Annotated in this window: 24 protein-coding genes; 20 read left to right on the top strand and 4 right to left on the bottom strand. The window is 61.0% G+C overall.

What is annotated here, in order from left to right; translation table 11 throughout:
* A partial coding sequence (locus H9642_RS07575) for a hypothetical protein (protein ID WP_251835811.1) occupies positions 1-196 on the top strand: 196 nt, incomplete at its 5' end.
* 93 nt (positions 197-289) lie between these two features.
* On the opposite strand, the gene tyrS is transcribed toward H9642_RS07575, so the two are convergent.
* The gene (tyrS, locus tag H9642_RS07570; RefSeq protein ID WP_251835810.1) at positions 290-1,489 is read right to left on the bottom strand and encodes a tyrosine--tRNA ligase; all 1,200 of its coding nucleotides are present in this window, start codon (positions 1,487-1,489) and stop codon (positions 290-292) included.
* 188 nt (positions 1,490-1,677) lie between these two features.
* On the opposite strand from tyrS, the gene H9642_RS07565 reads away from it, so the two are divergent.
* The 10 genes from H9642_RS07565 to H9642_RS07520 all read left to right on the top strand — a co-directional run bounded on the left by H9642_RS07565 (position 1,678) and on the right by H9642_RS07520 (position 14,241).
* The gene (locus tag H9642_RS07565; RefSeq protein ID WP_251835809.1) at positions 1,678-3,897 is read left to right on the top strand and encodes a primosomal protein N'; all 2,220 of its coding nucleotides are present in this window, start codon (positions 1,678-1,680) and stop codon (positions 3,895-3,897) included.
* A 146-nt stretch (positions 3,898-4,043) separates the two neighbouring features.
* Complete coding sequence (gene argS / locus H9642_RS07560) at positions 4,044-5,783, top strand: arginine--tRNA ligase (protein WP_251835808.1); 1,740 nt, start codon at positions 4,044-4,046, stop codon at positions 5,781-5,783.
* Positions 5,784-6,464, top strand: a complete 681-nt coding sequence (locus tag H9642_RS07555; RefSeq protein ID WP_251835807.1) for an SPOR domain-containing protein — start codon at positions 5,784-5,786, stop codon at positions 6,462-6,464.
* Positions 6,465-6,674: 210 nt separating this feature from the next.
* Positions 6,675-7,211: an ATP-dependent protease subunit HslV gene (hslV, locus tag H9642_RS07550; protein ID WP_251835806.1), complete on the top strand. Its 537-nt coding sequence runs from the start codon at positions 6,675-6,677 to the stop codon at positions 7,209-7,211.
* 29 nt (positions 7,212-7,240) lie between these two features.
* A complete protein-coding gene (gene hslU, locus H9642_RS07545; RefSeq protein ID WP_251835805.1) occupies positions 7,241-8,581 on the top strand; it encodes an ATP-dependent protease ATPase subunit HslU in 1,341 nt (446 codons plus the stop codon).
* Between the two features lie 92 nt (positions 8,582-8,673).
* A complete protein-coding gene (locus H9642_RS07540; RefSeq protein WP_251835804.1) occupies positions 8,674-9,045 on the top strand; it encodes a gamma-butyrobetaine hydroxylase family protein in 372 nt (123 codons plus the stop codon).
* A 252-nt stretch (positions 9,046-9,297) separates the two neighbouring features.
* Entirely contained in the window at positions 9,298-10,971 is a 1,674-nt protein-coding gene (gene phaC / locus H9642_RS07535; RefSeq protein ID WP_251835803.1) for a class II poly(R)-hydroxyalkanoic acid synthase, read from the top strand.
* A gap of 86 nt (positions 10,972-11,057) precedes the next feature.
* Positions 11,058-11,900, top strand: coding sequence for a poly(3-hydroxyalkanoate) depolymerase (gene phaZ, locus H9642_RS07530; protein ID WP_251835802.1), 843 nt, complete (start codon positions 11,058-11,060; stop codon positions 11,898-11,900).
* A 29-nt stretch (positions 11,901-11,929) separates the two neighbouring features.
* A complete protein-coding gene (gene phaC / locus H9642_RS07525) occupies positions 11,930-13,615 on the top strand; it encodes a class II poly(R)-hydroxyalkanoic acid synthase (protein WP_251835801.1) in 1,686 nt (561 codons plus the stop codon).
* A gap of 8 nt (positions 13,616-13,623) precedes the next feature.
* Positions 13,624-14,241, top strand: coding sequence for a TetR/AcrR family transcriptional regulator (locus H9642_RS07520; protein WP_251835800.1), 618 nt, complete (start codon positions 13,624-13,626; stop codon positions 14,239-14,241).
* Positions 14,242-14,318: 77 nt separating this feature from the next.
* Here H9642_RS07520 and H9642_RS07515 read toward each other — a convergent pair whose 3' ends face one another.
* From H9642_RS07515 to H9642_RS07505, 3 genes are all read right to left on the bottom strand, one after another.
* Positions 14,319-14,978, bottom strand: coding sequence for a phasin family protein (locus tag H9642_RS07515; RefSeq protein WP_251835799.1), 660 nt, complete (start codon positions 14,976-14,978; stop codon positions 14,319-14,321).
* A 14-nt stretch (positions 14,979-14,992) separates the two neighbouring features.
* Positions 14,993-15,391, bottom strand: coding sequence for a phasin family protein (locus H9642_RS07510; protein WP_251835798.1), 399 nt, complete (start codon positions 15,389-15,391; stop codon positions 14,993-14,995).
* 117 nt (positions 15,392-15,508) lie between these two features.
* Positions 15,509-15,784, bottom strand: coding sequence for a polyhydroxyalkanoic acid system family protein (locus H9642_RS07505; RefSeq protein ID WP_251835797.1), 276 nt, complete (start codon positions 15,782-15,784; stop codon positions 15,509-15,511).
* Between the two features lie 132 nt (positions 15,785-15,916).
* Here H9642_RS07505 and ubiE point away from each other — a divergent pair, with 132 nt between their 5' ends.
* The 9 genes from ubiE (at position 15,917) to H9642_RS07460 (ending at position 21,917) form a co-directional block, all read left to right on the top strand.
* A complete protein-coding gene (gene ubiE / locus H9642_RS07500) occupies positions 15,917-16,687 on the top strand; it encodes a bifunctional demethylmenaquinone methyltransferase/2-methoxy-6-polyprenyl-1,4-benzoquinol methylase UbiE (protein ID WP_251835796.1) in 771 nt (256 codons plus the stop codon).
* Positions 16,687-17,304: a ubiquinone biosynthesis accessory factor UbiJ gene (locus tag H9642_RS07495; protein ID WP_251835795.1), complete on the top strand. Its 618-nt coding sequence runs from the start codon at positions 16,687-16,689 to the stop codon at positions 17,302-17,304. The genes ubiE and H9642_RS07495 overlap by 1 nt, the downstream gene beginning before the upstream one ends.
* Positions 17,301-18,911 carry a ubiquinone biosynthesis regulatory protein kinase UbiB gene (gene ubiB, locus H9642_RS07490; RefSeq protein ID WP_251835794.1) on the top strand — a complete coding sequence of 537 codons (1,611 nt, stop codon included), beginning with the start codon at positions 17,301-17,303 and terminating at the stop codon, positions 18,909-18,911. The genes H9642_RS07495 and ubiB overlap by 4 nt, the downstream gene beginning before the upstream one ends.
* A gap of 84 nt (positions 18,912-18,995) precedes the next feature.
* On the top strand, positions 18,996-19,397 hold the full coding sequence (gene hisI, locus H9642_RS07485; protein ID WP_251835793.1) for a phosphoribosyl-AMP cyclohydrolase: 402 nt from the start codon (positions 18,996-18,998) through the stop codon (positions 19,395-19,397).
* Positions 19,390-19,722 (top strand): phosphoribosyl-ATP diphosphatase, encoded by a 333-nt coding sequence (locus tag H9642_RS07480; RefSeq protein WP_251835792.1) that lies wholly within the window; start codon positions 19,390-19,392, stop codon positions 19,720-19,722. Before hisI ends, H9642_RS07480 begins: the two co-directional genes overlap by 8 nt.
* A gap of 24 nt (positions 19,723-19,746) precedes the next feature.
* Positions 19,747-19,983, top strand: a complete 237-nt coding sequence (gene tatA / locus H9642_RS07475) for a twin-arginine translocase TatA/TatE family subunit (protein ID WP_251835791.1) — start codon at positions 19,747-19,749, stop codon at positions 19,981-19,983.
* A 34-nt stretch (positions 19,984-20,017) separates the two neighbouring features.
* A complete protein-coding gene (gene tatB / locus H9642_RS07470) occupies positions 20,018-20,410 on the top strand; it encodes a Sec-independent protein translocase protein TatB (RefSeq protein ID WP_251835790.1) in 393 nt (130 codons plus the stop codon).
* Complete coding sequence (tatC, locus tag H9642_RS07465; protein ID WP_251835789.1) at positions 20,407-21,207, top strand: twin-arginine translocase subunit TatC; 801 nt, start codon at positions 20,407-20,409, stop codon at positions 21,205-21,207. The genes tatB and tatC overlap by 4 nt, the downstream gene beginning before the upstream one ends.
* Positions 21,204-21,917, top strand: coding sequence for a 16S rRNA (uracil(1498)-N(3))-methyltransferase (locus H9642_RS07460; RefSeq protein ID WP_251835788.1), 714 nt, complete (start codon positions 21,204-21,206; stop codon positions 21,915-21,917). The genes tatC and H9642_RS07460 overlap by 4 nt, the downstream gene beginning before the upstream one ends.
* Position 21,918 lies beyond the last annotated feature (1 nt).

The following is a 21,918-nucleotide window of genomic DNA, read 5'->3' as shown; positions in this document are numbered from 1 at the left end:
CAGCAGCCTTACTTGCCGTCAAGTTGTTTTTGAAGATTTTTTTCAACCTTCTCAACCACTTGCGCTACCGACCGAAGCAAACCCCAGCTCGGTAGCGGGAGGCGAATTCTACAGCAACCTGAGCCGCTGTCAACTCCAACCTCGCACCGCCTTCGCTTCGAAAAGCGAAGCTTCCGATACTCTTCAAACCGCTTAACTCATTGATCTACAAGGAGTTTTCAGTAAGGCCTGCACCGGAAGTGGGGCGCATTATAGGCCGCTGGATTCTGCCGTCAATGGTTATTTTAGCCTATTCTGCTTTAAGGGTGATTCGGGCAAACGCCTTCTTGCCCGCCTGGCAAACATGGCTACTGCCCAGCCTGAACATGAACCCCCGATCCACCGGCTCTCCGTCCACTTTTACACTGCCGGCATTCAGCAGGTCGCGGGCACCGGCCGCGTTCTTAACCAGGCCTGCCTTATTCAGCACGGAAGAGATCGGCATATCTTCTGAAGCCAACAATTCGATTTCAGGGAGATCCTCCGGCAGCTCACCGTCCTTCATGCGATTACCCGCAGAGCGATGCGCTGTTGCGGCCGCTTCCTCGCCATGGAATCGAGCAACAAGCTCCTCGGCCAGCTTGATCTTGATATCGCGCGGATTGGCGCCTCGCTCGACATCTCGCTTGAACTGCTCGATCTCTTCCATCGAGCGGAAGCTCAGCAATTCAAAGTAGCGCCACATCATCGAATCCGGCAGCGACACCAGCTTGTTGTACATCACGCCCGGCGCTTCCTGGATGCCTACATAGTTACCCAGCGACTTGGACATCTTCTTCACGCCGTCCAGCCCCTCGAGCAGCGGCATGGTCAGAATGCACTGCGGCTCTTGACCATAGGCGCGCTGTAGCTCGCGACCCATCAGCAGGTTGAACTTCTGATCAGTGCCGCCCAGCTCCATGTCCGCACGCAAAGCCACAGAGTCATAACCCTGGACCAACGGATAGAGGAACTCATGAATAGCAATCGGCTGATTGGAGGTGTAACGCTTGCTGAAATCGTCGCGCTCGAGCATACGCGCCACGGTGTACTGAGATGACAGGCGAATGAAGTCAGCAGGACTCAACTGATCCATCCAGGTGGAGTTGAAGGCCACCTCAGTCTTAGCCGGGTCGAGGATCTTGAATACCTGGGTCTTGTAGGTTTCGGCATTCTCAAGCACCTGCTCGCGGGTCAACGGCGGGCGGGTAGCACTTTTGCCGCTCGGATCACCGATCATGCCGGTGAAGTCGCCGATCAGGAAAACAACCTGATGGCCGAGGTCCTGGAACTGCCGCAGCTTATTAATAAGCACGGTATGCCCTAGGTGCAGATCAGGAGCGGTCGGGTCGAAGCCTGCCTTGATTCTTAGTGGCTGCCCGCGCTTGAGCTTTTCGACCAGCTCAGCCTCGATCAGAATCTCATCCGCACCGCGCTTGATCAGCGCCAGCTGCTCTTCGACAGACTTCATGAAAGCACTCGTTACCCAGATTGACGAAAGCCTGCAACCATACAAGATCAAGGCTCAAAAACAAATTTGTCCCGACAGCAATCCTGCCATTTATTCCTCTCGTTCCCCCTGTGCTTACCAGGCGTTGCCCGCGAACGCCTTCACCCACTCCTGATAAGATCATCGCTCACTTGCCAGGGATCGACTGCGTGCCCGACCTTATTCTCCGCCTCGCCCTGCCTTCACCCTTGCGCAGGCTGTTCGACTACCTCGCTCCCGCCGACGTGCCACCCTCTGTGCTCCAGCCCGGCGCACGTCTACGCGTACCGTTCGGTCGCCGCGAAATTGTGGGGGTCTTGGTTGAGGTCACACAGCAAAGTGACGTACCGCCGGACAAGCTCAAGCCAGCACTGGAGCTGCTCGACTCAGAACCCCCACTGCCTCCCGCGTTGCTCAAGTTGTGCCTGTGGACTGCGCAGTACTATCAACACAGTCTTGGCGATACCCTGAGCTGGGCCCTGCCAACGCTGCTTCGCCAGGGTGAGCCGGCTGAAGTGCGTCAGGAACGAATCTGGTTACCGGTCGAAGGCGCCCGCATTGATGACCCGCGCCTAAGCCGAGCACCGCGCCAGCGCGAAGCCCTCAAAGCGGTGCTCCAGCATCCCCAAGGGGTGCGACATAGCCTGCTGAGCACACTGCAATTAAACCGCGACAGCCTTGAGTTGCTACTGGAAAAAAACCTGCTGCGAACCGAGACGCGCCGCCGTGCGCCCCGTGTGCACAATGGTGGCTGGCTGGCCCAGCCGGAGTTACCGCTGAATGCAGAACAGCGCGCGGCCTACGAAGCCATTCGTGCGGGTTTCGGCAGTTTTCAGGCGTCGCTCCTCGCCGGCGTTACCGGCAGCGGCAAGACCGAGGTGTACCTGCAACTGATCCGTGAAACCCTGGAAGCCGGCAAGCAGGCCTTGGTGCTGATTCCCGAGATCAACCTAGGACCGCAAACCCTCGCGCGTTTTGAACAGCGCTTCAACGCCCGCATCGCCCTGCTGCACTCCAACGTGAATGACCGCGAACGCCTGGACGCCTGGCTGGCGGCTCGCGATGGCGAGGCCGATATTGTCATCGGCACTCGTTCAGCCCTGTTCACGCCCCTGAAAAACCCAGGACTGATTATCATCGACGAGGAACACGACGCCTCCTATAAACAGCAGGAAGGCTTGCGCTACCACGCCCGTGACCTGGCGCTGGTGCGCGCCCACCAGGAAAACCTGCCGATCGTTCTCGGTTCAGCCACCCCTTCGCTGGAGAGCCTGCACAATGCCGAGGCGGGACGCTATGGGCTGCTCAAGCTCACCCAGCGGGCCGGCGGCGCGCAGGCACCACGCTTTTTGCGATTGGATATAAAAAGCCTGCCGCTCGACTCGGGAATTTCTGGCCCGCTGCAACAAGCGATGCGCCAGACCCTCGAAGCGGGCCAACAAGTCCTGGTCTTTCTCAACCGCCGTGGTTTCGCGCCAACCCTGCTCTGCCACGACTGCGGCTGGCTCAGCCAATGCCCGCGCTGCGATGCACGCATGACCCTGCATCAACGCCACAATGAACTGCGCTGTCATCACTGCGGTCATGTCGAGCGGCCGCCACGCAATTGTCCGTCTTGCAATCATGTCGACCTGCGTCCGGTCGGTGCTGGAACCGAGCGTGCCGAAGAACGGCTCAGCATTCTGTTTCCCGACTACCCGGTTCTGCGCATCGACCGCGACAGCACTTCACGCAAAGGCGCCATTGAAGAACTGCTCAGCACCATTAATCGCGGCGAGCCCTGTGTCTTGGTCGGCACGCAGATGCTTGCCAAGGGGCACCACTTCCCGCGGGTGACCCTGGTGGCGATTCTGGATGCCGATGGCGGGCTGTTCTCTGCCGACTTCCGCGCCCCGGAACGCATGGCCCAATTGATCGTGCAGGTTGCCGGGCGCGCCGGACGGGCCGAAGAAGCCGGCAAGGTCATCATCCAGACGCATTTGGCCGAGCACCCCCTGCTGGTGCAACTCACCGAACAGGGCTACTTCGCCTTTGCCGAACAAGCCCTGAGTGAGCGTCGCGCCGCCGGGCTTCCTCCGTTCAGTCACCTCGCCCTCTTGCGCGCCGAGGCACACAAGCCGGGACAGGCCGAAGACTTCCTCGACCAAGCCTACCTGCAGGCCGAACAACTCATGGATGAACTGGGTCTGCAAGGCATCGAGCTGCTGGGACCGGTGCCCGCGCCCATGGAACGGAGAGCCGGGCGTTATCGCGCGCAGCTGTTGATACAAGGCAGCGCGCGGGTTCCGCTGCATCGCCTGCTGCACGCCTGGCTGCCCTACGTTGAAACGCTACCTGGCAGCCGCTCGGTACGCTGGTCGCTGGATATTGATCCCATCGATCTTTTCTAGACTGTTCCAGTACTGGTCACACAGAGCAACCACGCCGGATTCAAGAAGTCGCGTCGACTATTACCTGCAGCCGGTGGCTTGCCAGTCACCGCTGCTTCTATAATGTGCGGTTTTTGAACAAAGCCTTGGGGCCGACGAGCACACCGATGAAAGACAGCATTCGCCACCTGATCCAGCAAGCCCTCACCCGCCTCACGACAGACGGCGTGCTCCCTGAAGGCCTGACGCCGGCAATCCAGGTGGAGAACACCAAGGACAAGAGCCACGGCGACTTTGCCAGCAACATCGCCATGATGCTGGCCAAGCCGGCCGGCATGAAGCCACGCGAGCTGGCGGAAAAACTGATCGCCGCCCTGCCGGCCGACCCGGCCATCAGCAAGGTGGCTATCGCCGGCCCGGGTTTCCTCAATTTCTTCCAGAATTCCGACATGCTCGCCCAGCGCCTAGAAGCCGCGCTTGCCGATGCGCGTCTCGGCGTACGCAAGGGCAGCGCTCGCGAAAAGGTGGTAATTGACCTGTCCTCGCCTAACCTGGCCAAGGAAATGCACGTCGGCCACCTGCGCTCGACCATCATCGGCGACGCCGTAGGCCGCGTACTGGAGTTTCTCGGCGATGAGGTGATCCGCCAGAACCACGTGGGCGACTGGGGCACCCAGTTCGGCATGCTGTTGGCCTACCTGGAAGAAAACCCGGCCGCCGCCGAAAGCGAACTGTCCGATCTTGAACAGTTCTACCGCGCCGCCAAGACGCGCTTCGATGACTCGCCGGCCTTCGCAGACCGCGCCCGCGAGCTGGTGGTCAAGCTGCAGGCCGAAGATCCCGAGTGCCTGCGACTGTGGACGCGCTTCAACGAAATTTCCCTCTCGCACTGCCAAAAGGTCTATGAGCGCCTCAACGTCAAACTGACCCCTGCCGACGTCAAGGGCGAAAGTGCCTATAACGCCGAGCTGCCGGGCATCGTCAATGCGCTGCGCGACAAGGACCTGCTCACCGAGGACCAAGGCGCCCAGTGCGTCTTCCTCGACGAGTTCCAGAACGCCGAAGGCAATCCTTTGCCGGTCATCGTGCAGAAAGCCGGTGGCGGCTACCTGTATGCCACCACGGACCTGGCCGCCATGCGCTACCGCAGCGCCAGCCTGAAGGCTGATCGCGCCCTGTATTTCGTTGATCAGCGTCAGGCCCTGCACTTCCAGATGGCCTTCGAGGTGGCGCGCCGCGCTGGTTTCGTGCATGACGGCATGCGCCTTGAGCACATGGGCTTCGGCACCATGAACGGCGCCGATGGCCGTCCGTTCAAGACTCGCGACGGCGGCACGGTGAAGCTGATCGACCTGCTCGACGAAGCCGAACAGCGCGCCTACGACCTGGTCAAGGGCAAAAACCCCGAACTGGACGACGCCGAACTGCGCCAGATTGCCCGTGCTGTGGGCATTGGCGCGGTCAAATACGCCGACCTGTCCAAGCACCGCACCAGCGACTACAGCTTCAACTTCGAACAGATGCTCAGCTTCGAAGGCAACACGGCGCCTTATCTTCTGTATGCCTACACCCGTGTGGCCAGCGTGTTCCGCAAACTGGGCAAGGGCATCGATGAGGTGGACGGCCAGATCGACCTGGTGGCCGAACAGGAACAAGCCCTTGCCGCCAAGCTGGCGCAGTTTGGCGAAGTGCTGAATAACGTTGGCGAGAAAGGCGTGCCGCACCTACTGTGCGCCTACCTGTACGATCTGGCCGGGCTGTTCTCCAGCTTCTACGAGCACTGCCCGATTCTCTCCGCCGAAGAGGAGGCCACCCGGCAGAGCCGTCTGCGCCTGGCCGCATTGACCGGCCGCACCCTCAAGCAGGGTCTGCAACTGCTCGGCCTGGAACCTCTGGAGCGCATGTAAATGGCCGCCGCACGCAAGAAACCCGCCCCCAAGCGCGGCGCCAGCCGCCCCCAGGCTCCGGCGCAAAAGCCGGTACCGGGGTGGGTGTGGCTGGCGTGCGGCTTGGTCATCGGTGGCTTCGTAATGTTTCTCATGAGCCTCGAGCCAGGCAAAGACAGCATCAAGCGCCCGGTCGAGCAGGCACACAAGAATGCGAAACCAGCAAAAGAACAACAGCCGGCCAAACCCAAATATGACTTCTATACCCTGCTCCCCGAGTCGGAAGTCATCGTTCCCCCGGAAAGCCTGCCCCGCACCCCGCCGGCTCCAGCACCGAAGCCGGCTGCCAAACCGGTAACTCCGCAGGAAGCGGCGAAAATCGACACCGAGCGCGCCCTGGCTGCGCTCAGCGGCAAGATTCCACCACCGCCTCCGCGTGTAGCAACGGCAGTGCCTGCCACCCACCAATTCTTCCTGCAGGCAGGGTCTTTCCAGACCCGCGCCCAGGCTGAAAGCGTAAGGGCTCAGGTGACCTTGATCGGGCAGGTGGCACGGCTGGAATCCGGCACGGTGGGCGATCGCACCTGGCACCGCGTGCTGGTCGGGCCCTTCAACAGCCGCGAGCAGATGAACAGCGCGCAAAAACAGCTGAGCAGCAATGGCTTCAGCAATCTGCTGCCGCAGCAACGCAAGGTGCAGTAACTTCGCGCCAGTGCGCATGTCCGGCCTCGATGAGGTCGGACATGCTGCGTATCTCGCTCAAAAAAAAAGCGCCGCACGTCACACCACCCCTGTGTTTTCTACGGTGTGCTCGTCGGTTTTTGTTACGCACCTGCGACCTTTGCTTGAAGCACAACAACCCCATCCCCATATAGGCTGCTATTCCCGGTTCAATCTGCAGGAGTACGCGCCTTGACCACCATCGTTTCAGTCCGCCGCAACGGCAAAGTCGTCATGGGTGGCGACGGCCAGGTTTCCCTGGGCAACACCGTGATGAAAGGCAATGCCAAGAAGGTCCGTCATCTCTATCACGGTCAGGTGCTGGCCGGTTTTGCCGGCGCCACCGCCGATGCCTTCACGCTGTTTGAGCGTTTTGAGGGTCAATTGGAAAAACACCAGGGACACCTGGTGCGCGCGGCGGTCGAATTGGCCAAGGAATGGCGCACCGACCGTACGTTAAGCCGCCTGGAGGCAATGCTGGCCGTGGCCAACAAGGACGCCTCGCTGATCATCACCGGCAACGGCGACGTGGTCGAACCCGAACATGGGCTGATCGCCATGGGTTCCGGTGGCGGCTTTGCCCAGGCGGCAGCCCTGGCGCTGTTGCAAAAGGCCGAGGCCAACCTGTCCGCCCGCGAAATCGCCGAAACAGCGTTGAACATCGCCGGCAGCATTTGTGTCTTTACCAACCAGAACCTCACCATTGAAGAGCTGGACTCCGCGGTTTGAACCGCCAGCCCACTCCGGAGTACCCCAGCATGTCCATGACGCCCCGTGAGATCGTTCACGAACTCAACCGCCACATCATCGGCCAGGACGAGGCGAAGCGCGCCGTCGCCATTGCGCTGCGCAACCGCTGGCGGCGCATGCAGTTGCCCGCCGACCTTCGCCAGGAGGTCACCCCCAAAAACATCCTGATGATCGGCCCAACGGGTGTCGGCAAGACTGAAATCGCCCGTCGCCTGGCCAAGCTGGCGAATGCTCCGTTCCTCAAGGTCGAGGCGACCAAATTCACCGAAGTTGGCTATGTCGGCCGCGACGTCGAGTCAATCATTCGTGACCTGGCCGATGCCGCGCTGAAAATGCTCCGCGAGCAGGAAGTGCAGAAGATGCGGCACCGCGCCGAGGATGCTGCCGAAGAGCGCATTCTCGATGCCTTGTTGCCACCGGCCCGCGCCGGTTTCAACGAAGACCCGATTCCCAGCGGCGATTCCAATACCCGCCAGCTGTTCCGTAAGCGTCTGCGCGAAGGACAGCTGGACGACAAGGAAATCGACATTGAAGTGGCGGAGATTCCCGCCGGCATCGAGATCATGACCCCGCCGGGCATGGAAGAGATGACCAGCCAGCTGCAAAACCTGTTCTCCGGCATGGCCAAAGGCAAGAAGAAGAGCCGCAAGCTGAAGATCAAGGAAGCGCTGAAACTGGTGCGCGACGAGGAAGCCGCACGCCTGGTCAATGAAGAGGATCTCAAGGCGCGCGCCCTGGAAGCGGTGGAACAGCATGGCATCGTCTTTATCGACGAGATCGACAAGGTGGCCAAACGCGGTAACACCGGTGGCGCCGACGTGTCCCGCGAGGGCGTACAGCGCGACCTGCTGCCCCTGATCGAAGGTTCCACGGTGAATACCAAGCTGGGCATGGTCAAAACCGACCACATCCTGTTCATCGCCTCGGGTGCCTTCCACCTCTCCAGGCCGAGCGATCTGGTGCCGGAGCTGCAAGGTCGTCTGCCCATTCGCGTCGAACTCAAGCCTCTGTCGCCACAGGACTTCGAGCGTATCCTGACCGAGCCGCACGCCTCGCTGACTGAGCAATACAGCGCACTGCTGCAGACCGAGGGGCTGAACATCGAGTTTGCCCAGGACGGCATCCAACGCATCGCCGAGATCGCCTGGCAGGTCAATGAAAAGACCGAGAACATCGGCGCCCGGCGTCTGCATACACTGCTGGAGCGCCTCCTCGAGGAGGTGTCGTTCAGCGCAGGCGACCTGGCGGCTCAGCACAGCGATCAGCCGATCCGCATCGATGCCGCCTACGTCAACGCTCACCTCGGCGAGCTGGCCCAGGACGAAGACCTGTCACGCTACATCCTTTAACGTAGCCTCCAGCGGCAAGCTTCAAGTAGCAAGCGACAGCAGAGCGCTTGGCTTGGGGCCCGCCGCTCGGAGCCTGGAGCATGGAGCTACCGATGCACATCCCTACCGCCATCAAGTTGCACAAAGCCTCCAAAACCCTGGAACTGCATTACGGCAGCGAGTGCTACACCCTGAGCGCCGAATTCCTGCGGGTGCATTCACCCTCGGCCGAAGTTCAGGGCCACGGCAATCCAGTGCTGCAGTACGGCAAGCAGCAAGTCGGCCTGACGGGTGTCGAGCCGACCGGCAACTATGCGCTGAAATTGATCTTCGACGACGGTCATGACAGTGGTCTGTACAGCTGGGATTACCTGTACCAACTGGCCACTCGCCAGGAGGAGCTTTGGGCCGACTATCTGCAACAACTGACCGCCGCTGGTCGCTCCCGTGATCCCAGCGAATCCATCGTCAAACTGATGCTGTAAGCCTTCTTCACATCCCTTCCCGCGGTGTGCCTGCCTTGTAGGCGTGCGCACCGTTCATCCCGCTGCTGTTTTGTAGGCGGCAACCGCCCTAACGATTGGAAAAAGCTCATCTCAAAACTGGCAAGCTGCGTGGAATCGCCTATATAGCAGTGGCTGTTTTTCGCGGTGCCGTCCCACCCTTCCGGGACGGCACCTCTGTCGTCGCCAGATTCGCGTTGGCACGACCACTCTTGTCAGAAGATGGAGCTTCTCATGAGCAGTCCGCAACCAGACCTGCAACCCCTTAATTCACAAGCCTGCAAACCGCACCCGATGATCGGTCTGCGTGGCCAAGACATCTTCAATTCATCCCGCACTGTGCTGGCTCAAACCATCCGCCAGCCGCTACACAGCGTCCGCCACATTGCCCGTTTCAGCGTCGAGCTGAAAAATGTCCTGCTCGGCCAATCCACGCTGCGCCCGGCGACCGATGACCGCCGCTTCACTGATCCGGCCTGGGCGCTCAATCCCCTTTATCGTCGCTATCAGCAAATCTATCTGGCCTGGCGCAACGAGCTGCATGACTGGCTCGAAAACAGCGCCTTGCCAGAACATGACATCCGCCGTGGGCATTTCATCATCAGCCTGCTCACCGAAGCCATGTCACCCACCAACACTCTGGCCAATCCGGCGGCACTCAAGCGTTTCTTCGAAACGGGCGGCAAGAGCCTGGTGGACGGAATGGCCCACCTGACCCACGATGCACTCAACAATGGGGGCATGCCCAGCCAGGTCAACAAGGAAGCCTTCGAAGTTGGCAAGAACCTGGCCACCACGCCCGGTGCGGTGGTCTTTCGCAACGAGTTGCTCGAGCTGATCCATTACCAGCCCACGACCGAAAGCGTGCATGAGCGCCCTCTGCTGGTGGTCCCGCCGCAAATCAACAAGTTCTACGTCTTTGATCTCAGCGCCGACAAAAGCCTGGCCCGCTTCAGTCTGGACAGCGGCCTGCAAACCTTCATCGTCAGCTGGCGCAATCCGACCAAGAGCCACAGCCACTGGGGCTTGGACCACTACATCAATGCCCTCAAGGAAGCGGTGGATGCCGTCCTGGCGATTACCGGCAGCGCCGACCTGAACATGCTGGGTGCCTGCTCCGGCGGCCTCACCGCCACCACGCTACTGGGGCATTACGCAGCCCTGGGCGAGGCTAAGGTCAAGGCCCTGACCTTGATGGTCAGCGTGCTGGACACCGACTTCGACAGTCAATATTCGCTGTTCATCGACGACAAGACCCTGCTGGCCGCCAAGCGCCGCTCACAGAAGTTGGGTGTACTGGAAGGGCGCGAACTGGCCAAAGTCTTCGCCTGGCTGCGTCCCAACGACCTGATCTGGAATTACTGGGTCAATAACTATCTGCTGGGCAACGAGCCACCGGCGTTCGACATTCTCTATTGGAACAACGACACCACCCGCCTGCCCGCCGCGCTGCATGCGGACATGATCGAACTGTTCCAGAACAATCCCTTGCCTCGCCCGAATGCCCTCGAGGTCTGTGGCACGCTAATTGACATGCAAAAAATCGACAGCGAGATTTTCTGCGTTGCCGGCACCAACGATCACATCACGCCGTGGCAGGCCTGCTACAAATCGGCGCGCCTGTTTGGCGAACACTGTGAGTTTGTGCTGTCCAACAGTGGCCACGTGCAAAGCATTCTCAACCCACCAGGTAATCCAAAGGCCAGCTATCTGCATGGACTCCCATTGGAAGAGAATCCCGAAGCTTGGCAAACCACCGCCAGCAAACAACGCGACAGCTGGTGGCTGCATTGGCGCGACTGGCAACAGGCACGCTCCGGCGAGTTGAAAAAAGCCCCGCGCCGGCTCGGCAATAAAACCTATGCACCGGCAGAGGCAGCGCCTGGCACCTATGTTCACGAGCGTTGACATCGTACACGTCCATTGAAACCCGGCGATGACCTGCGCCAAGTGCAGGTCATCGCTCCCCCCAACACATGTTTAGGGACAGGCGCATGACGCAGCCGTTTGTGTTCCGCACCATCAACCTCGACGGGCAACTCCTGCGCACCGCAGTGCGTCCAGGCAACCTGGACGTGCCGCCGTTACTGATCTGCAATGGCATCGGCGCCAACCTTGAGTTGGTGCTGCCCTTTGTCAAGGCACTCAACCCCGAACTGGAGGTCATTGCCTTCGATGTGCCCGGCGTTGGTGGCTCCTCCACACCGACGCTGCCCTACCGTTTTCGCGGTCTGGCCAAGCTGATCGCGCGGATGCTCGACTATCTCGATTACGGACAGGTCAACGTCATTGGCGTTTCCTGGGGTGGCGCTCTAGCCCAGCAGTTCGCCTACGACTACCCGGAACGCTGCAAGAAACTGGTTCTGGCTGCTACGTCAGCCGGTGCCCTGATGATTCCCGGCAAGCCCAAGGTGCTGTGGCGCATGGCAAGTCCACGGCGTTACCTGCAGCCGTCCTATACCGTGCACATCGCGGCGGATATTTATGGCGGTGCCTTCCGGCGCGACCCTGAACTGGCTATGTCCCATGCCAGCAAGATCCGCTCCGGCGGCAAGCTGGGTTATTACTGGCAGATGTTCGCCGGGCTCGGCTGGACCAGCGCGCACTGGCTGCATCGCATCCGCCAGCCAACCCTCGTGCTGGCTGGGGACGATGATCCCATTATTCCCCTGGTCAACATGCGCTTGCTGGCCTGGCGCATCCCCAATGCCGTGTTGCATGTGATCGACGATGGTCATTTGTTTTTAATCACCCGCGCCGCTGTGGTGGCCCCGATCATCATGGGCTTTCTGGAAGAAGAGCCCCAACGCGCGGTTATGCACCCCCAGGCCGTCTGACCGTACGAATTCAACAAGGAGCGTTGAGCATGCAAGAACTTACCGAGGTGGCCACGCAACCCGCCCCGACATATATCCACGCGCAAAATGCCATCGTCGGCCTGCATGGTCGCGATCTTTTTTCCACCGTACGCACGCTGGTCAGCCAAAGCATCCGGCATCCCCTGCACAACGTCCGGCATGGGCTGCGCCTGGGCCGGCAACTGGGCCGCATCCTGTTGCTGGGGGCAACACCTCATCAGGTTAACAGCGACGACCCACGATTCATGGACCCCACCTGGCAAAGGAACCCCCTCTATCGACGCGGCCTGCAGAGCTATTTGGCGTCTCAGGCGCAGTTGCTGGAATGGGTCGAGCAAAGCGCGCTGTCCGCTGATGATCGTGCCCGTGCACGCTTTCTGTGCCTGCAACTGAGCAATGCCCTGGCGCCCTCTAATACATTGCTCAATCCCCTGGCCATCAAGGAGTGTTTTGATACGGGCGGCCAGAGTGTGCTGCGCGGCGCTACTCAGCTGCTGAATGACCTGCGCCACAACCAATTGCTGCCCAGGCAAGTCGACCCTACCGCATTTCGCCTGGGCGAGAACCTGGCCACCACTCCAGGCGCCGTGGTGTATCGCAATGAACTGCTTGAGCTGATTCAGTACCGACCGCAAACCGCCGAGCAGCATGCTGTGCCGGTGATGATCGTGCCGCCGCAGATCAACAAGTTTTATATTTTCGACCTCAGCCCACAGAAGAGCTTTGTCCAGTATTGCCTGGCCAATGGCTTGCAAGTCTTCATGGTCAGTTGGCGCAACCCTGATAGCCGGCACCGTGAGTGGGGGCTTTCCAGTTATGTGCAAGCACTGCGCCAGGCTTTTGATGCGTGCCGAGCCATTGGCGGGGCGGGCCAAGTCGGCCTGCTTGGGGCGTGCGCCGGCGGCCTGACCAGCGCGGCCTTGCAAGGTCACCTGCAAGCCCGGCGAAAACTGCAGCACGTGGCCAGCGCCAGTTACCTGGTCAGCCTGCTGGACAGTCGCATCGAATCCCAGCCGCTGTTGTTCTTGGACGAAGAAACCCTGGAGGCCGCGAAGCGTCGCTCTTACCAACGCGGCGTGTTGGATGGTCGGGAAATGACGCGGATATTTTCCTGGATGCGTCCCAATGAGTTGATCTGGACTTACTGGATCAATAATTACCTGCTGGGTCGCCTACCACCGGCCTTCGACATCCTGCATTGGAACAATGACAACACGCGCCTGCCAGCGGCTCTGCATGGCGAACTGATCGATCTGTTCAAACATAACCCGCTGGCCCGCCCCGGAGCACTGGAAATCTGCGGCACGCCACTGGACCTGAGCAAGGTCGATGTCGACAGCTTCAGCGTGGGCGGCATCACCGATCACATCACGCCATGGGAAGCAGTCTATCGCTCGGCCTTGCTGCTCGGCGGCAAGCGCCGTTTCGTTCTCGCCAACAGCGGACATGTGCAGAGCATCATCAACCCGCCGGATAGCAACCCCAAAGCGCACTTCCAGGAATCCGACTGTGAGGAAAGCGATCCGCGCTCCTGGTTTGCGCAAGCCGAACAGCGGCCTGGCAGTTGGTGGCCAGAATGGCTGAGCTGGATCCAGGCCCGCTCCGGTCCCTTGCAGGCAGCGCGTACCGTGCTGGGCAGCGAGCGCTATCCGGAACTGGATGCAGCACCCGGGCGCTATGTGGTCGACGAGTGAGCCCACCGATGAAAACCCGCGACCGCATCCTCGACTGCGCCCTGCATTGCTTCAATACCCGTGGCGAACCGAATGTCTCGACGCTGGAAGTGGCCACCGAACTGGGCATCAGCCCAGGCAACCTGTACTACCACTTTCGCGGCAAAGAGGCGCTGGTCCTCGCGCTTTTCGAACGCTTTCGCAACGACCTGGCGCCGTTACTGGAACCGCCCCCCGCCCAGGCACAGCTGGATATCGAAGATTACTGGCTGTTCCTGGAGCTCATCGTGGAACGGTTGGCCGACTACCGCTTCCTGTTCCAGGACCTGGCCAACCTGGCGGTACGCATGCCGGCCCTGGCACGCGGCGTGCGCGCCTGGCTCAAGCAGCTCAAGCACTGCCTAGCCACCGTGCTGGGCCAACTGCAGGGGCAGGCCAGACTGCGGGGTGAGCCACCGGTATTGGCACAGCTGGTCGAGCAGATCACCCTGACGCTGCTGTTTGCCCTCGACTATCAGCGTATTCTCGGCCAGCAAGGCGGGATCGAGCAGGTTATCTATCAGGTGATGATGCTGGTGACACCTCACCTGTCGGAGGAATCACAACGGGACACGGCGGACCTGGCCCAGCGCTATCGAACCGGCTGATCCGGCCTGGCTGACCGCTGGCCTGCCGTGCGGTGAATCCGAAAAACAAACAGCCCAGCCGAAGCTGGGCTGTGACCTCATTCCGCTTGATTGACGCTCTGTTCGCTGGGCGCGGTCTCTACAGTCGGTGCGGCCGATGCGGACTGCACCGTCTGCTCGGGTTGCTCGACTGGCTTGGCCTGCTTCGCTGGTTTGGGCTTGGCAGGTGCCTTGCGCGTCTTTGGCTTCGCTGTAGTTACTGGCAGCTGCGCAGTTTCTGGGGCTGCAGCAGCCTTTGCTTTGGCTGCCGGCGTGCGGGTTTCAGGGCGCCGGCGAATGGGCGCTTCATCCACGTCGCTGACGGGCTCAGGCAGTGCCCGTGCGTTCATCTGCTCGAGTTGCCGGCTCAACACTTCAACTTGGCTGCTCAGCGCTTTCAATTCGAGCCGGCTCGGAACGCCCAAGCGGGCAATGGCGCCACTCAGGCGTTTGTCGAACGCATCTTCCAAGGCGCTCCACTTGCCCAACGCCTTGTCACGCGCCTCGGCAACCCGGCTAAGCGCGCCATTCTTCACTGACTCGACTTCGCTGCGCACCCGCTGCTCGGCCTGCTCGCCATCCCGAACCAAGGCGTCAAACAGGGCGCTGCCATCTTCGCCGATCTTCGCATAAGCGCCCAGGCCTGCCAGCCAGATCTGCCGCGAGTATTTTTCGACGTCCTCGCTCCAAGTGCCTTCCTTCTTGCGTATGCCAGCCATGACGCGACCTCCTGTTACGGTTTAGCGGTACGGATCAGCAGTTCGCTGAGCCCGTCAAGCTTGCTCGACAAGTCCTCCACTTCGCCACGGGTCGGCACGCCAGCCCGCTTGAGCACCCGGCCCACACGGGTGCCGACACGCTGCTCCACCTTCTCCAGCCGAGCACCCACTTTGCTTTTGACCGTTTTCAATTGGCCACTGGCGGCGTCGAGTTGCTCGTCGAGCAACTGCTTGCCTTTGTTTTCCGCTTCTTCGCCGTGCTCGACCAAGTCCTTGAAATAAGCCAGGCCGCTACGCCCCAGGCGCGCATAGGCTCCCAGATAGGCCAGCCACAGCTGGCGGGCGGAACGCTTGACCACAGTCGCAACCGGCGACGGACTGGTGTCGGTTTTTTTCAACGCTGCCTTGTCCATGATGCACCTCTCACTAATCGGAAGGGATCGCCCTGTACCAGCGGGCTCATCAACAAGGTAGCGAGGCAAATTAGAAACCACAGCCTAATGACGAAAATCGTCTGCGGCTCAACACGATCAGACCAGCGCCTTGTCCAGCGCCGCTTCGATTTCACTCTGCAGGCGCCCGCTCAGTGGCGACAACAGCAACCCCAGATGCAATTCCACGCGCACGCGCTGGTCATCCAGGGCAATCGAGCCCTTTACGCCACTGCGCTGCACTTGCAGCACATCGCCCTGCCAGCGGCAGCTCAATTGATAATCACGCGACAGGCTCTCGGCCAGTTGCTCGGCTTTATTGCGCAATGCCTGACGATCAAGTTGGTGGGCGCGTTCAACACGGATTTTGGCCATCACGGATTCCTGTACGGCGCGAAAAACGCGCGAATATACCTCATTCGGCGTGTCGCCGACCTGATCGCATCCATGGTCGCCACCTTCGTCAAGGGGTAGAATGACCGCCACTTTTCAGCCGGTGACAGTGCCATGACCGATCCACGCAAAGGCCCCGAGGCCGAACCCACCACTCATTTCGGCTACAAAAGCGTGCCGGAAAGCCAGAAGGCGCAGAAGGTGGCCGAGGTTTTCCATTCCGTGGCTGCCAAATACGACCTGATGAACGACCTGATGTCCGGCGGCGTTCACCGTTTGTGGAAACGCTTCACCATCGAGCTGTCTGGCGCGCGCCCCGGCAACCGCATTCTCGATATCGCGGGCGGCACCGGCGACCTGACCCGCCAGTTCTCGCGCATCGTTGGCCCCACCGGCGAAGTGGTGCTGGCTGACATCAATGCTTCGATGCTCAAGGTCGGCCGCGACAAGCTGCTCGACAAGGGCGTGGCTGGCAATGTGCGCTTCGTTCAAGCCGATGCCGAAAAACTGCCTTTCCCTGACAACCACTTCGACGTCATCACTATTGCCTTCGGTCTGCGCAACGTCACCCACAAGGAAAACGCCATCGCGTCCATGCTGCGGGTGCTCAAACCGGGTGGCCGCCTGTTGATCCTAGAATTCTCCAAGCCGACCAACGCGCTGTTTTCCAAGGCTTATGACGCCTACTCGTTCACCGCTCTGCCGCTGTTCGGCAAGCTGATCACCAACGATTCGGAAAGTTACCGCTATCTGGCAGAGTCGATCCGCATGCACCCGGATCAGGAAACCCTCAAGGGCATGATGGTCGAGGCCGGCTTTGAGCGGGTCACCTATCACAACATGACCGGCGGCATTGTCGCGCTGCACCGCGGTATCAAACCCTGATGCTGCTGCACGTGGTGCTGGCTGGGATCGAACGCGGGCTCAACCGCGTCCTGGCCTTAGATGCCACCGCCGGCTCGCGCCTGGCGCGGCTGTCCGGCAAAGTCATCGAAATCGACTGCCAGTCGCCGGCCCTGCGGCTGTTTGTATTACCCGACGGCGAAGGGCTGCGCCTGGCCCAGCACTGGGACGCTCCCGTCGACTGTCGGCTGCGTGCACCCGCCAGTGAGTTGCTGCGTCTAGGCTTGAGCCACGACAAGGTTGCGGTACTGCACGGCCCGCACGTCGATCTGGACGGCGACAGCGCTGCGTTGATCGACCTCGCCGGCATCCTGCAGGATCTGGAATTGGACTGGGAATACCAGTTGGGCGAATGGCTCGGCCCGGTGCTCGGTCACCTTTTGGGCAACCAATTGCGCAGCCTGGCCGGCTGGGCCGGGCAAAGCCTGGGCAGCCTGCGTTTGGATCTGGCCGATTACCTGGCTGAGGAAGCCCGCAGCCTGGTGGGTGCGCAGGAAGCCGAAGCACGTTTTGACGAACTTGACCACCTCAAACTTACGCTCGACCGCCTCGATGCGCGCATCGACCGCCTGATCCAAGGACGCAAAACTGCCCCATGAAGCTGTTCGCCGCCCTGCGCCGCCTGCTGCGCATCCTCTTCGTAGTGATCCGGTACCGGCTGGACGATCTGGTCTACGAACTGCCGCTGCCCTGGTGGCTGCGCTCGACCGGCTATGTGCTGCCCTGGCGCTGGTTGCCGCGCCGCCAGGTGCACGCGTCGCGAGGCGCTCGCCTGCGACTGGCGCTGGAACACCTGGGGCCGGTGTTCATCAAGTTCGGCCAGATCCTTTCCACCCGTCGCGACCTGCTGCCTGAAGACATTGCCGACGAGCTGGCGCTGCTTCAGGATCGGGTGCCGCCGTTCCCTGCCGAGCAGGCCGTAGCGCTGATCGAAAGCCAGCTCGGCGCCTCCCTTGCCGTCTTGTTTGCCCGCTTCGAACAACAGCCCCTGGCGTCCGCCTCTGTCGCGCAAGTGCACAGTGCCAAACTGCACAGCGGCGAAGAGGTAGTGGTCAAGGTAATCCGCCCCGGCCTGAAGCCGATCATCGCCCAGGATCTGGCCTGGCTGTTCCTGCTCGCACGGCTGGCCGAACGGGTCTCCAGGGAAGCGCGCCGCCTGCACCCGGTCGAGGTGGTCAGCGATTATGAAAAGGTCATCTACGACGAACTCGACCTGCTGCGCGAGGCGGCCAATGCCAGCCAGCTCAAGCGCAACTTCGCCGACTCGCCGCTGATCCATGTGCCGCAGATCCACTGGGACTACTGCCGTCCCAAGGTGCTGGTCATGGAGCGCATCTACGGTGTACCCGTCACCGATCTGGTCGCCCTGCGCGAACAACGCACCGACATGAAACTGCTCGCCGAACGGGGGGTGGAGATCTTCTTTACCCAGGTGTTCCGCGACAGCTTCTTCCATGCCGACATGCACCCCGGCAATATCTTCGTCAATGTCCAGCAGCCGTGGAACCCCAGCTACATCGCCATCGACTGCGGCATCGTCGGCAGCCTCACCCCCGAAGACCAGGATTACCTGGCACGCAACCTGGTGGCCTTCTTCAAGCGCGATTACCGCAAGGTGGCACAGCTGCACATCGACTCCGGCTGGGTGCCGGCGCACACCAAGGTCAACGAATTCGAAGCGGCGATCCGCACGGTGTGCGAACCGATCTTCGAGAAACCGCTCAAGGACATCTCTTTCGGCCAACTGCTGCTGCGCCTGTTCCAGACCGCGCGCCGTTTCAACATGGAAATCCAGCCGCAGCTGGTCCTGCTACAAAAAACCCTGCTCAACATCGAAGGTCTGGGGCGCCAGCTGTACCCGGACCTCGACCTGTGGAGCACCGCCAAACCGTTCCTGGAACGCTGGATGCGCGAGCGCATGAGCCCCAAGACCTTGGCGCTGCAGGCCAAATCACAACTGGAACAGTTGCCGCACCTGGCCACCATGACCCGTGATCTGCTCGAACGCATGTCACGTCCGCATCTGGCCGATGCCCCGGAACCCTGGCAACGCCGCCGCGACGGCTGGGCTCTACGCCTGCTCGGGTCCGCTCTCCTGGTGGGGGGCGCGGTGTTGGCCATGGGCAGCCAAGCACTGAACGCACCGGAAGCTTGGCCGGTCTGGCTATTGGCAACCACCGGGTTATATCTCGTCATTCGTCGATAGCCAGCGACTGGCCCGACTGGCACACTTGTTCACCTGATTGTTGTTTGGGCTGCCTGACAGCTCCTTGTAGTAAACGGATAGGCAATGAACGACTGGCTGGATGAAATCAACTGGAACGAGGACGGCCTAGTGCCGGCCATCGCCCAGGATCACAAGACAGGTCGCGTCCTGATGATGGCCTGGATGAACCGTGAAGCTCTACAGCTGACGGTCAGCGAACAACGCGCCATCTATTGGTCACGCTCGCGCGGCAAGCTCTGGCGCAAAGGCGAAGAATCCGGGCATGTCCAGACGCTGCATGAAATTCGCCTGGATTGCGACGCCGACGTCGTCATTCTGCAGGTCGAGCAACGGGGCGGCATCGCCTGTCATACCGGACGGGAAAGCTGTTTCTACCGCGTTTACCGCGACGGTGCGTGGGAGACTGTCGACCTGCAATTGAAGAGTCCCGACGCCATCTATCACAAGGGCCATACTCATGAGTGACACCCTCGACCGTCTGGCCGACATACTCGAAACGCGCAAGAATGCCGCACCTGATTCTTCTTATGTGGCCAGCCTGTATCATAAGGGGCTGAACAAGATCCTCGAAAAGGTTGGCGAGGAATCGGTGGAAACCATCCTTGCGGCCAAGGACGCAGCCATCAGCGGCGACTGCAACGACCTGATCTACGAAACTGCCGACCTGTGGTTCCACAGTCTGGTCATGCTCGCCGCACTAGGCCAGCATCCACAGGCCGTCTTGGACGAACTGGACCGGCGTTTCGGCCTCTCCGGACACGCGGAAAAAGCCGCGCGTTCGCAATCCTGACATTCACTTTCCCGGAGACACATCATGGGACTCGGCGGCATCAGCATCTGGCAACTGCTCATCATCCTGCTCATCGTCGTCATGCTGTTCGGCACCAAGCGCCTCAAGGGCCTGGGTTCCGATCTTGGCGATGCGATCAAGGGCTTTCGCAAGTCGGTTGGCGCTGACGATGACAAGCCTACGCCCACGGTAGAAGAGCAAAAGGGGCAAACCATCAACGGCGAAGCGCGCAAGGTCGAAGACCCGGTCAAGAAAGACTGAGCTTGCGTCCCGCACACGTCCATAAGGCTCAATCATGTTTGACGTAGGCTTTAGCGAACTGCTGCTGGTCGCCCTGGTTGCCTTGATTGTGCTCGGCCCGGAGCGTTTGCCCGACGCCGCGCGCAAGGCAGGCCTATGGATCGGGCGGCTCAAGCGCAGCTTCAACAACATCAAGAACGAAGTGGAACGTGAAATCGGTGCCGATGAAATCCGCCGACAACTGCACAACGAGCGCATCCTCGATCTTGAACGCGAGATGAAGCAGAGCCTGGGCCTGGCGCCGCAGACCGACAAACCGGCCAGCCCCACACCGGATCAGGTTGCATCGCCCAGCATCCTCCCGGATGCCGAACCTTCACCTACCGTCGCGCCCATCAGCGAGCCGCCGGCCTCGACCAGCCACCAGGATAAACCGCAACAACCATGAGCACCCGCGCCCCCGAAGACCAGGAAATGCCGCTGGTCTCGCACCTGACCGAGTTGCGCACGCGCCTGCTGCGCTGTGTGATTGCCATCCTCCTGATCTTCGCGGCTCTGTTCTACTTCGCTCAGGACATCTACGCTTTGGTGGCGGCTCCGCTGCGCGCCTACCTGCCGGCAGGCGCCACGATGATCGCCACCGGGGTGGCCTCACCGTTCCTCACGCCGTTCAAGCTGACCCTGGTGGTGTCGCTGTTTCTCGGCATGCCGATTGTGCTGCAACAGATCTGGGGGTTCATCGCGCCGGGCCTGTACAAGCAGGAGAAACGCATCGCCGTCCCCCTGCTAGTGTCCAGCATCCTGCTGTTCTATGCCGGCATGGCCTTCGCCTACTTCGTGGTGTTTCCAATCATGTTCGGCTTCTTCGCCAGCGTGACGCCCGAAGGCGTGGCGATGATGACCGACATCGGCCAATACCTGGATTTCGTGCTCACGCTGTTCTTCGCCTTTGGCGTGGCCTTCGAGATTCCCATCGCCACCTTCCTGCTGATCTGGGTCGGCATCGTCGATGTAGGAACCCTGCGCAAGAGCCGCCCCTACGTGATCGTCGGCTGCTTCATCGTCGGCATGTTCCTCACTCCGCCGGATGTGTTCTCGCAAGTCTTGCTGGCCGTGCCGATGTGGATGCTGTTTGAAGTCGGCGTATTCTTCGGCGCCATGGTCAAGCGCCAGACGGCCGAAGCCGAGGAAGTCGAAGAACACAACGGAGAGACCGCCGACAAGCCGCCCGCACCCCGCCCGTGAACCTGCTGCTGCTCGACGACGCCGACTTCATTGGCGCCGACCGCGCCATCCTGCGCGATCGGCGCCTGACCCATCTCCATGAAGTGCACCGCGCCGACGCTGGCGATAGCCTGCGCGTTGGCCGCGTGGGCGGCCTGATGGGCCAGGGTCGAATTTTGCGTCTGGAGAATCAGGAAGCCGAGCTACAGGTGTGCTTCGACCAGCCGCCACCGCCCAAGCTGCCGCTGACCCTGCTGCTCGCACTCCCGCGCCCGAAAATGCTCAAGCGTGTGCTGCAAACCGTGGCCACCCTGGGTGTACCGCGCCTGATTCTGCTCAACAGCTACCGCGTGGAAAAGAGCTTCTGGCAGACGCCCTTCCTTGAACCGACGGCGATTCGCGAACAGCTGATCCTGGGCCTGGAGCAAGCCCGCGATACGGTGCTGCCGGACGTAATCATCGAGAAACGTTTCAAGCCCTTCGTCGAGGACCGCCTGCCGGCTCTTGCAGCGGGTACGCTCGGCCTGGTCGGCCACCCAGGCGACTACCCAACCTGCCCGCGCGGATTGCCTCTCAATCAGCCTGTGACCTTGGCCATCGGCCCAGAGGGTGGCTGGATACCTTACGAAGTGGACAAACTTGCCGAGGCCGGCTTGCAGCCGGTGCAACTGGGCGAGCGCATCATGCGGGTGGAAACTGCCGTCACGGCGTTGCTGGCGCGCCTGTTCTAGC

The organism is Serpens gallinarum (genome assembly GCF_014836765.1).
GTDB classification, from domain to species: Bacteria; Pseudomonadota; Gammaproteobacteria; order Pseudomonadales; family Pseudomonadaceae; genus Serpens; species Serpens gallinarum.
The sequence above is the reverse complement of the archived record's forward strand: the minus strand, read 5'-3'. Positions and strand labels throughout refer to the sequence as shown.

Excerpts from the sequence above, each read along its gene's own strand:
- tyrS (WP_251835810.1), bottom strand. The coding sequence starts at position 1,489 with ATGAAGTCTGTCGAAGAGCAGCTGGCGCTGATCAAGCGCGGTGCGGAT.
- argS (WP_251835808.1), top strand. The coding sequence starts at position 4,044 with ATGAAAGACAGCATTCGCCACCTGATCCAGCAAGCCCTCACCCGCCTC.
- H9642_RS07555 (WP_251835807.1), top strand. The coding sequence starts at position 5,784 with ATGGCCGCCGCACGCAAGAAACCCGCCCCCAAGCGCGGCGCCAGCCGC.
- hslU (WP_251835805.1), top strand. The coding sequence starts at position 7,241 with ATGTCCATGACGCCCCGTGAGATCGTTCACGAACTCAACCGCCACATC.
- H9642_RS07540 (WP_251835804.1), top strand. The coding sequence starts at position 8,674 with ATGCACATCCCTACCGCCATCAAGTTGCACAAAGCCTCCAAAACCCTG.
- phaC (WP_251835803.1), top strand. The coding sequence starts at position 9,298 with ATGAGCAGTCCGCAACCAGACCTGCAACCCCTTAATTCACAAGCCTGC.
- phaZ (WP_251835802.1), top strand. The coding sequence starts at position 11,058 with ATGACGCAGCCGTTTGTGTTCCGCACCATCAACCTCGACGGGCAACTC.
- phaC (WP_251835801.1), top strand. The coding sequence starts at position 11,930 with ATGCAAGAACTTACCGAGGTGGCCACGCAACCCGCCCCGACATATATC.
- H9642_RS07520 (WP_251835800.1), top strand. The coding sequence starts at position 13,624 with ATGAAAACCCGCGACCGCATCCTCGACTGCGCCCTGCATTGCTTCAAT.
- H9642_RS07515 (WP_251835799.1), bottom strand. The coding sequence starts at position 14,978 with ATGGCTGGCATACGCAAGAAGGAAGGCACTTGGAGCGAGGACGTCGAA.
- H9642_RS07510 (WP_251835798.1), bottom strand. The coding sequence starts at position 15,391 with ATGGACAAGGCAGCGTTGAAAAAAACCGACACCAGTCCGTCGCCGGTT.
- H9642_RS07505 (WP_251835797.1), bottom strand. The coding sequence starts at position 15,784 with ATGGCCAAAATCCGTGTTGAACGCGCCCACCAACTTGATCGTCAGGCA.
- ubiE (WP_251835796.1), top strand. The coding sequence starts at position 15,917 with ATGACCGATCCACGCAAAGGCCCCGAGGCCGAACCCACCACTCATTTC.
- H9642_RS07495 (WP_251835795.1), top strand. The coding sequence starts at position 16,687 with ATGCTGCTGCACGTGGTGCTGGCTGGGATCGAACGCGGGCTCAACCGC.
- ubiB (WP_251835794.1), top strand. The coding sequence starts at position 17,301 with ATGAAGCTGTTCGCCGCCCTGCGCCGCCTGCTGCGCATCCTCTTCGTA.
- hisI (WP_251835793.1), top strand. The coding sequence starts at position 18,996 with ATGAACGACTGGCTGGATGAAATCAACTGGAACGAGGACGGCCTAGTG.
- H9642_RS07480 (WP_251835792.1), top strand. The coding sequence starts at position 19,390 with ATGAGTGACACCCTCGACCGTCTGGCCGACATACTCGAAACGCGCAAG.
- tatA (WP_251835791.1), top strand. The coding sequence starts at position 19,747 with ATGGGACTCGGCGGCATCAGCATCTGGCAACTGCTCATCATCCTGCTC.
- tatB (WP_251835790.1), top strand. The coding sequence starts at position 20,018 with ATGTTTGACGTAGGCTTTAGCGAACTGCTGCTGGTCGCCCTGGTTGCC.
- tatC (WP_251835789.1), top strand. The coding sequence starts at position 20,407 with ATGAGCACCCGCGCCCCCGAAGACCAGGAAATGCCGCTGGTCTCGCAC.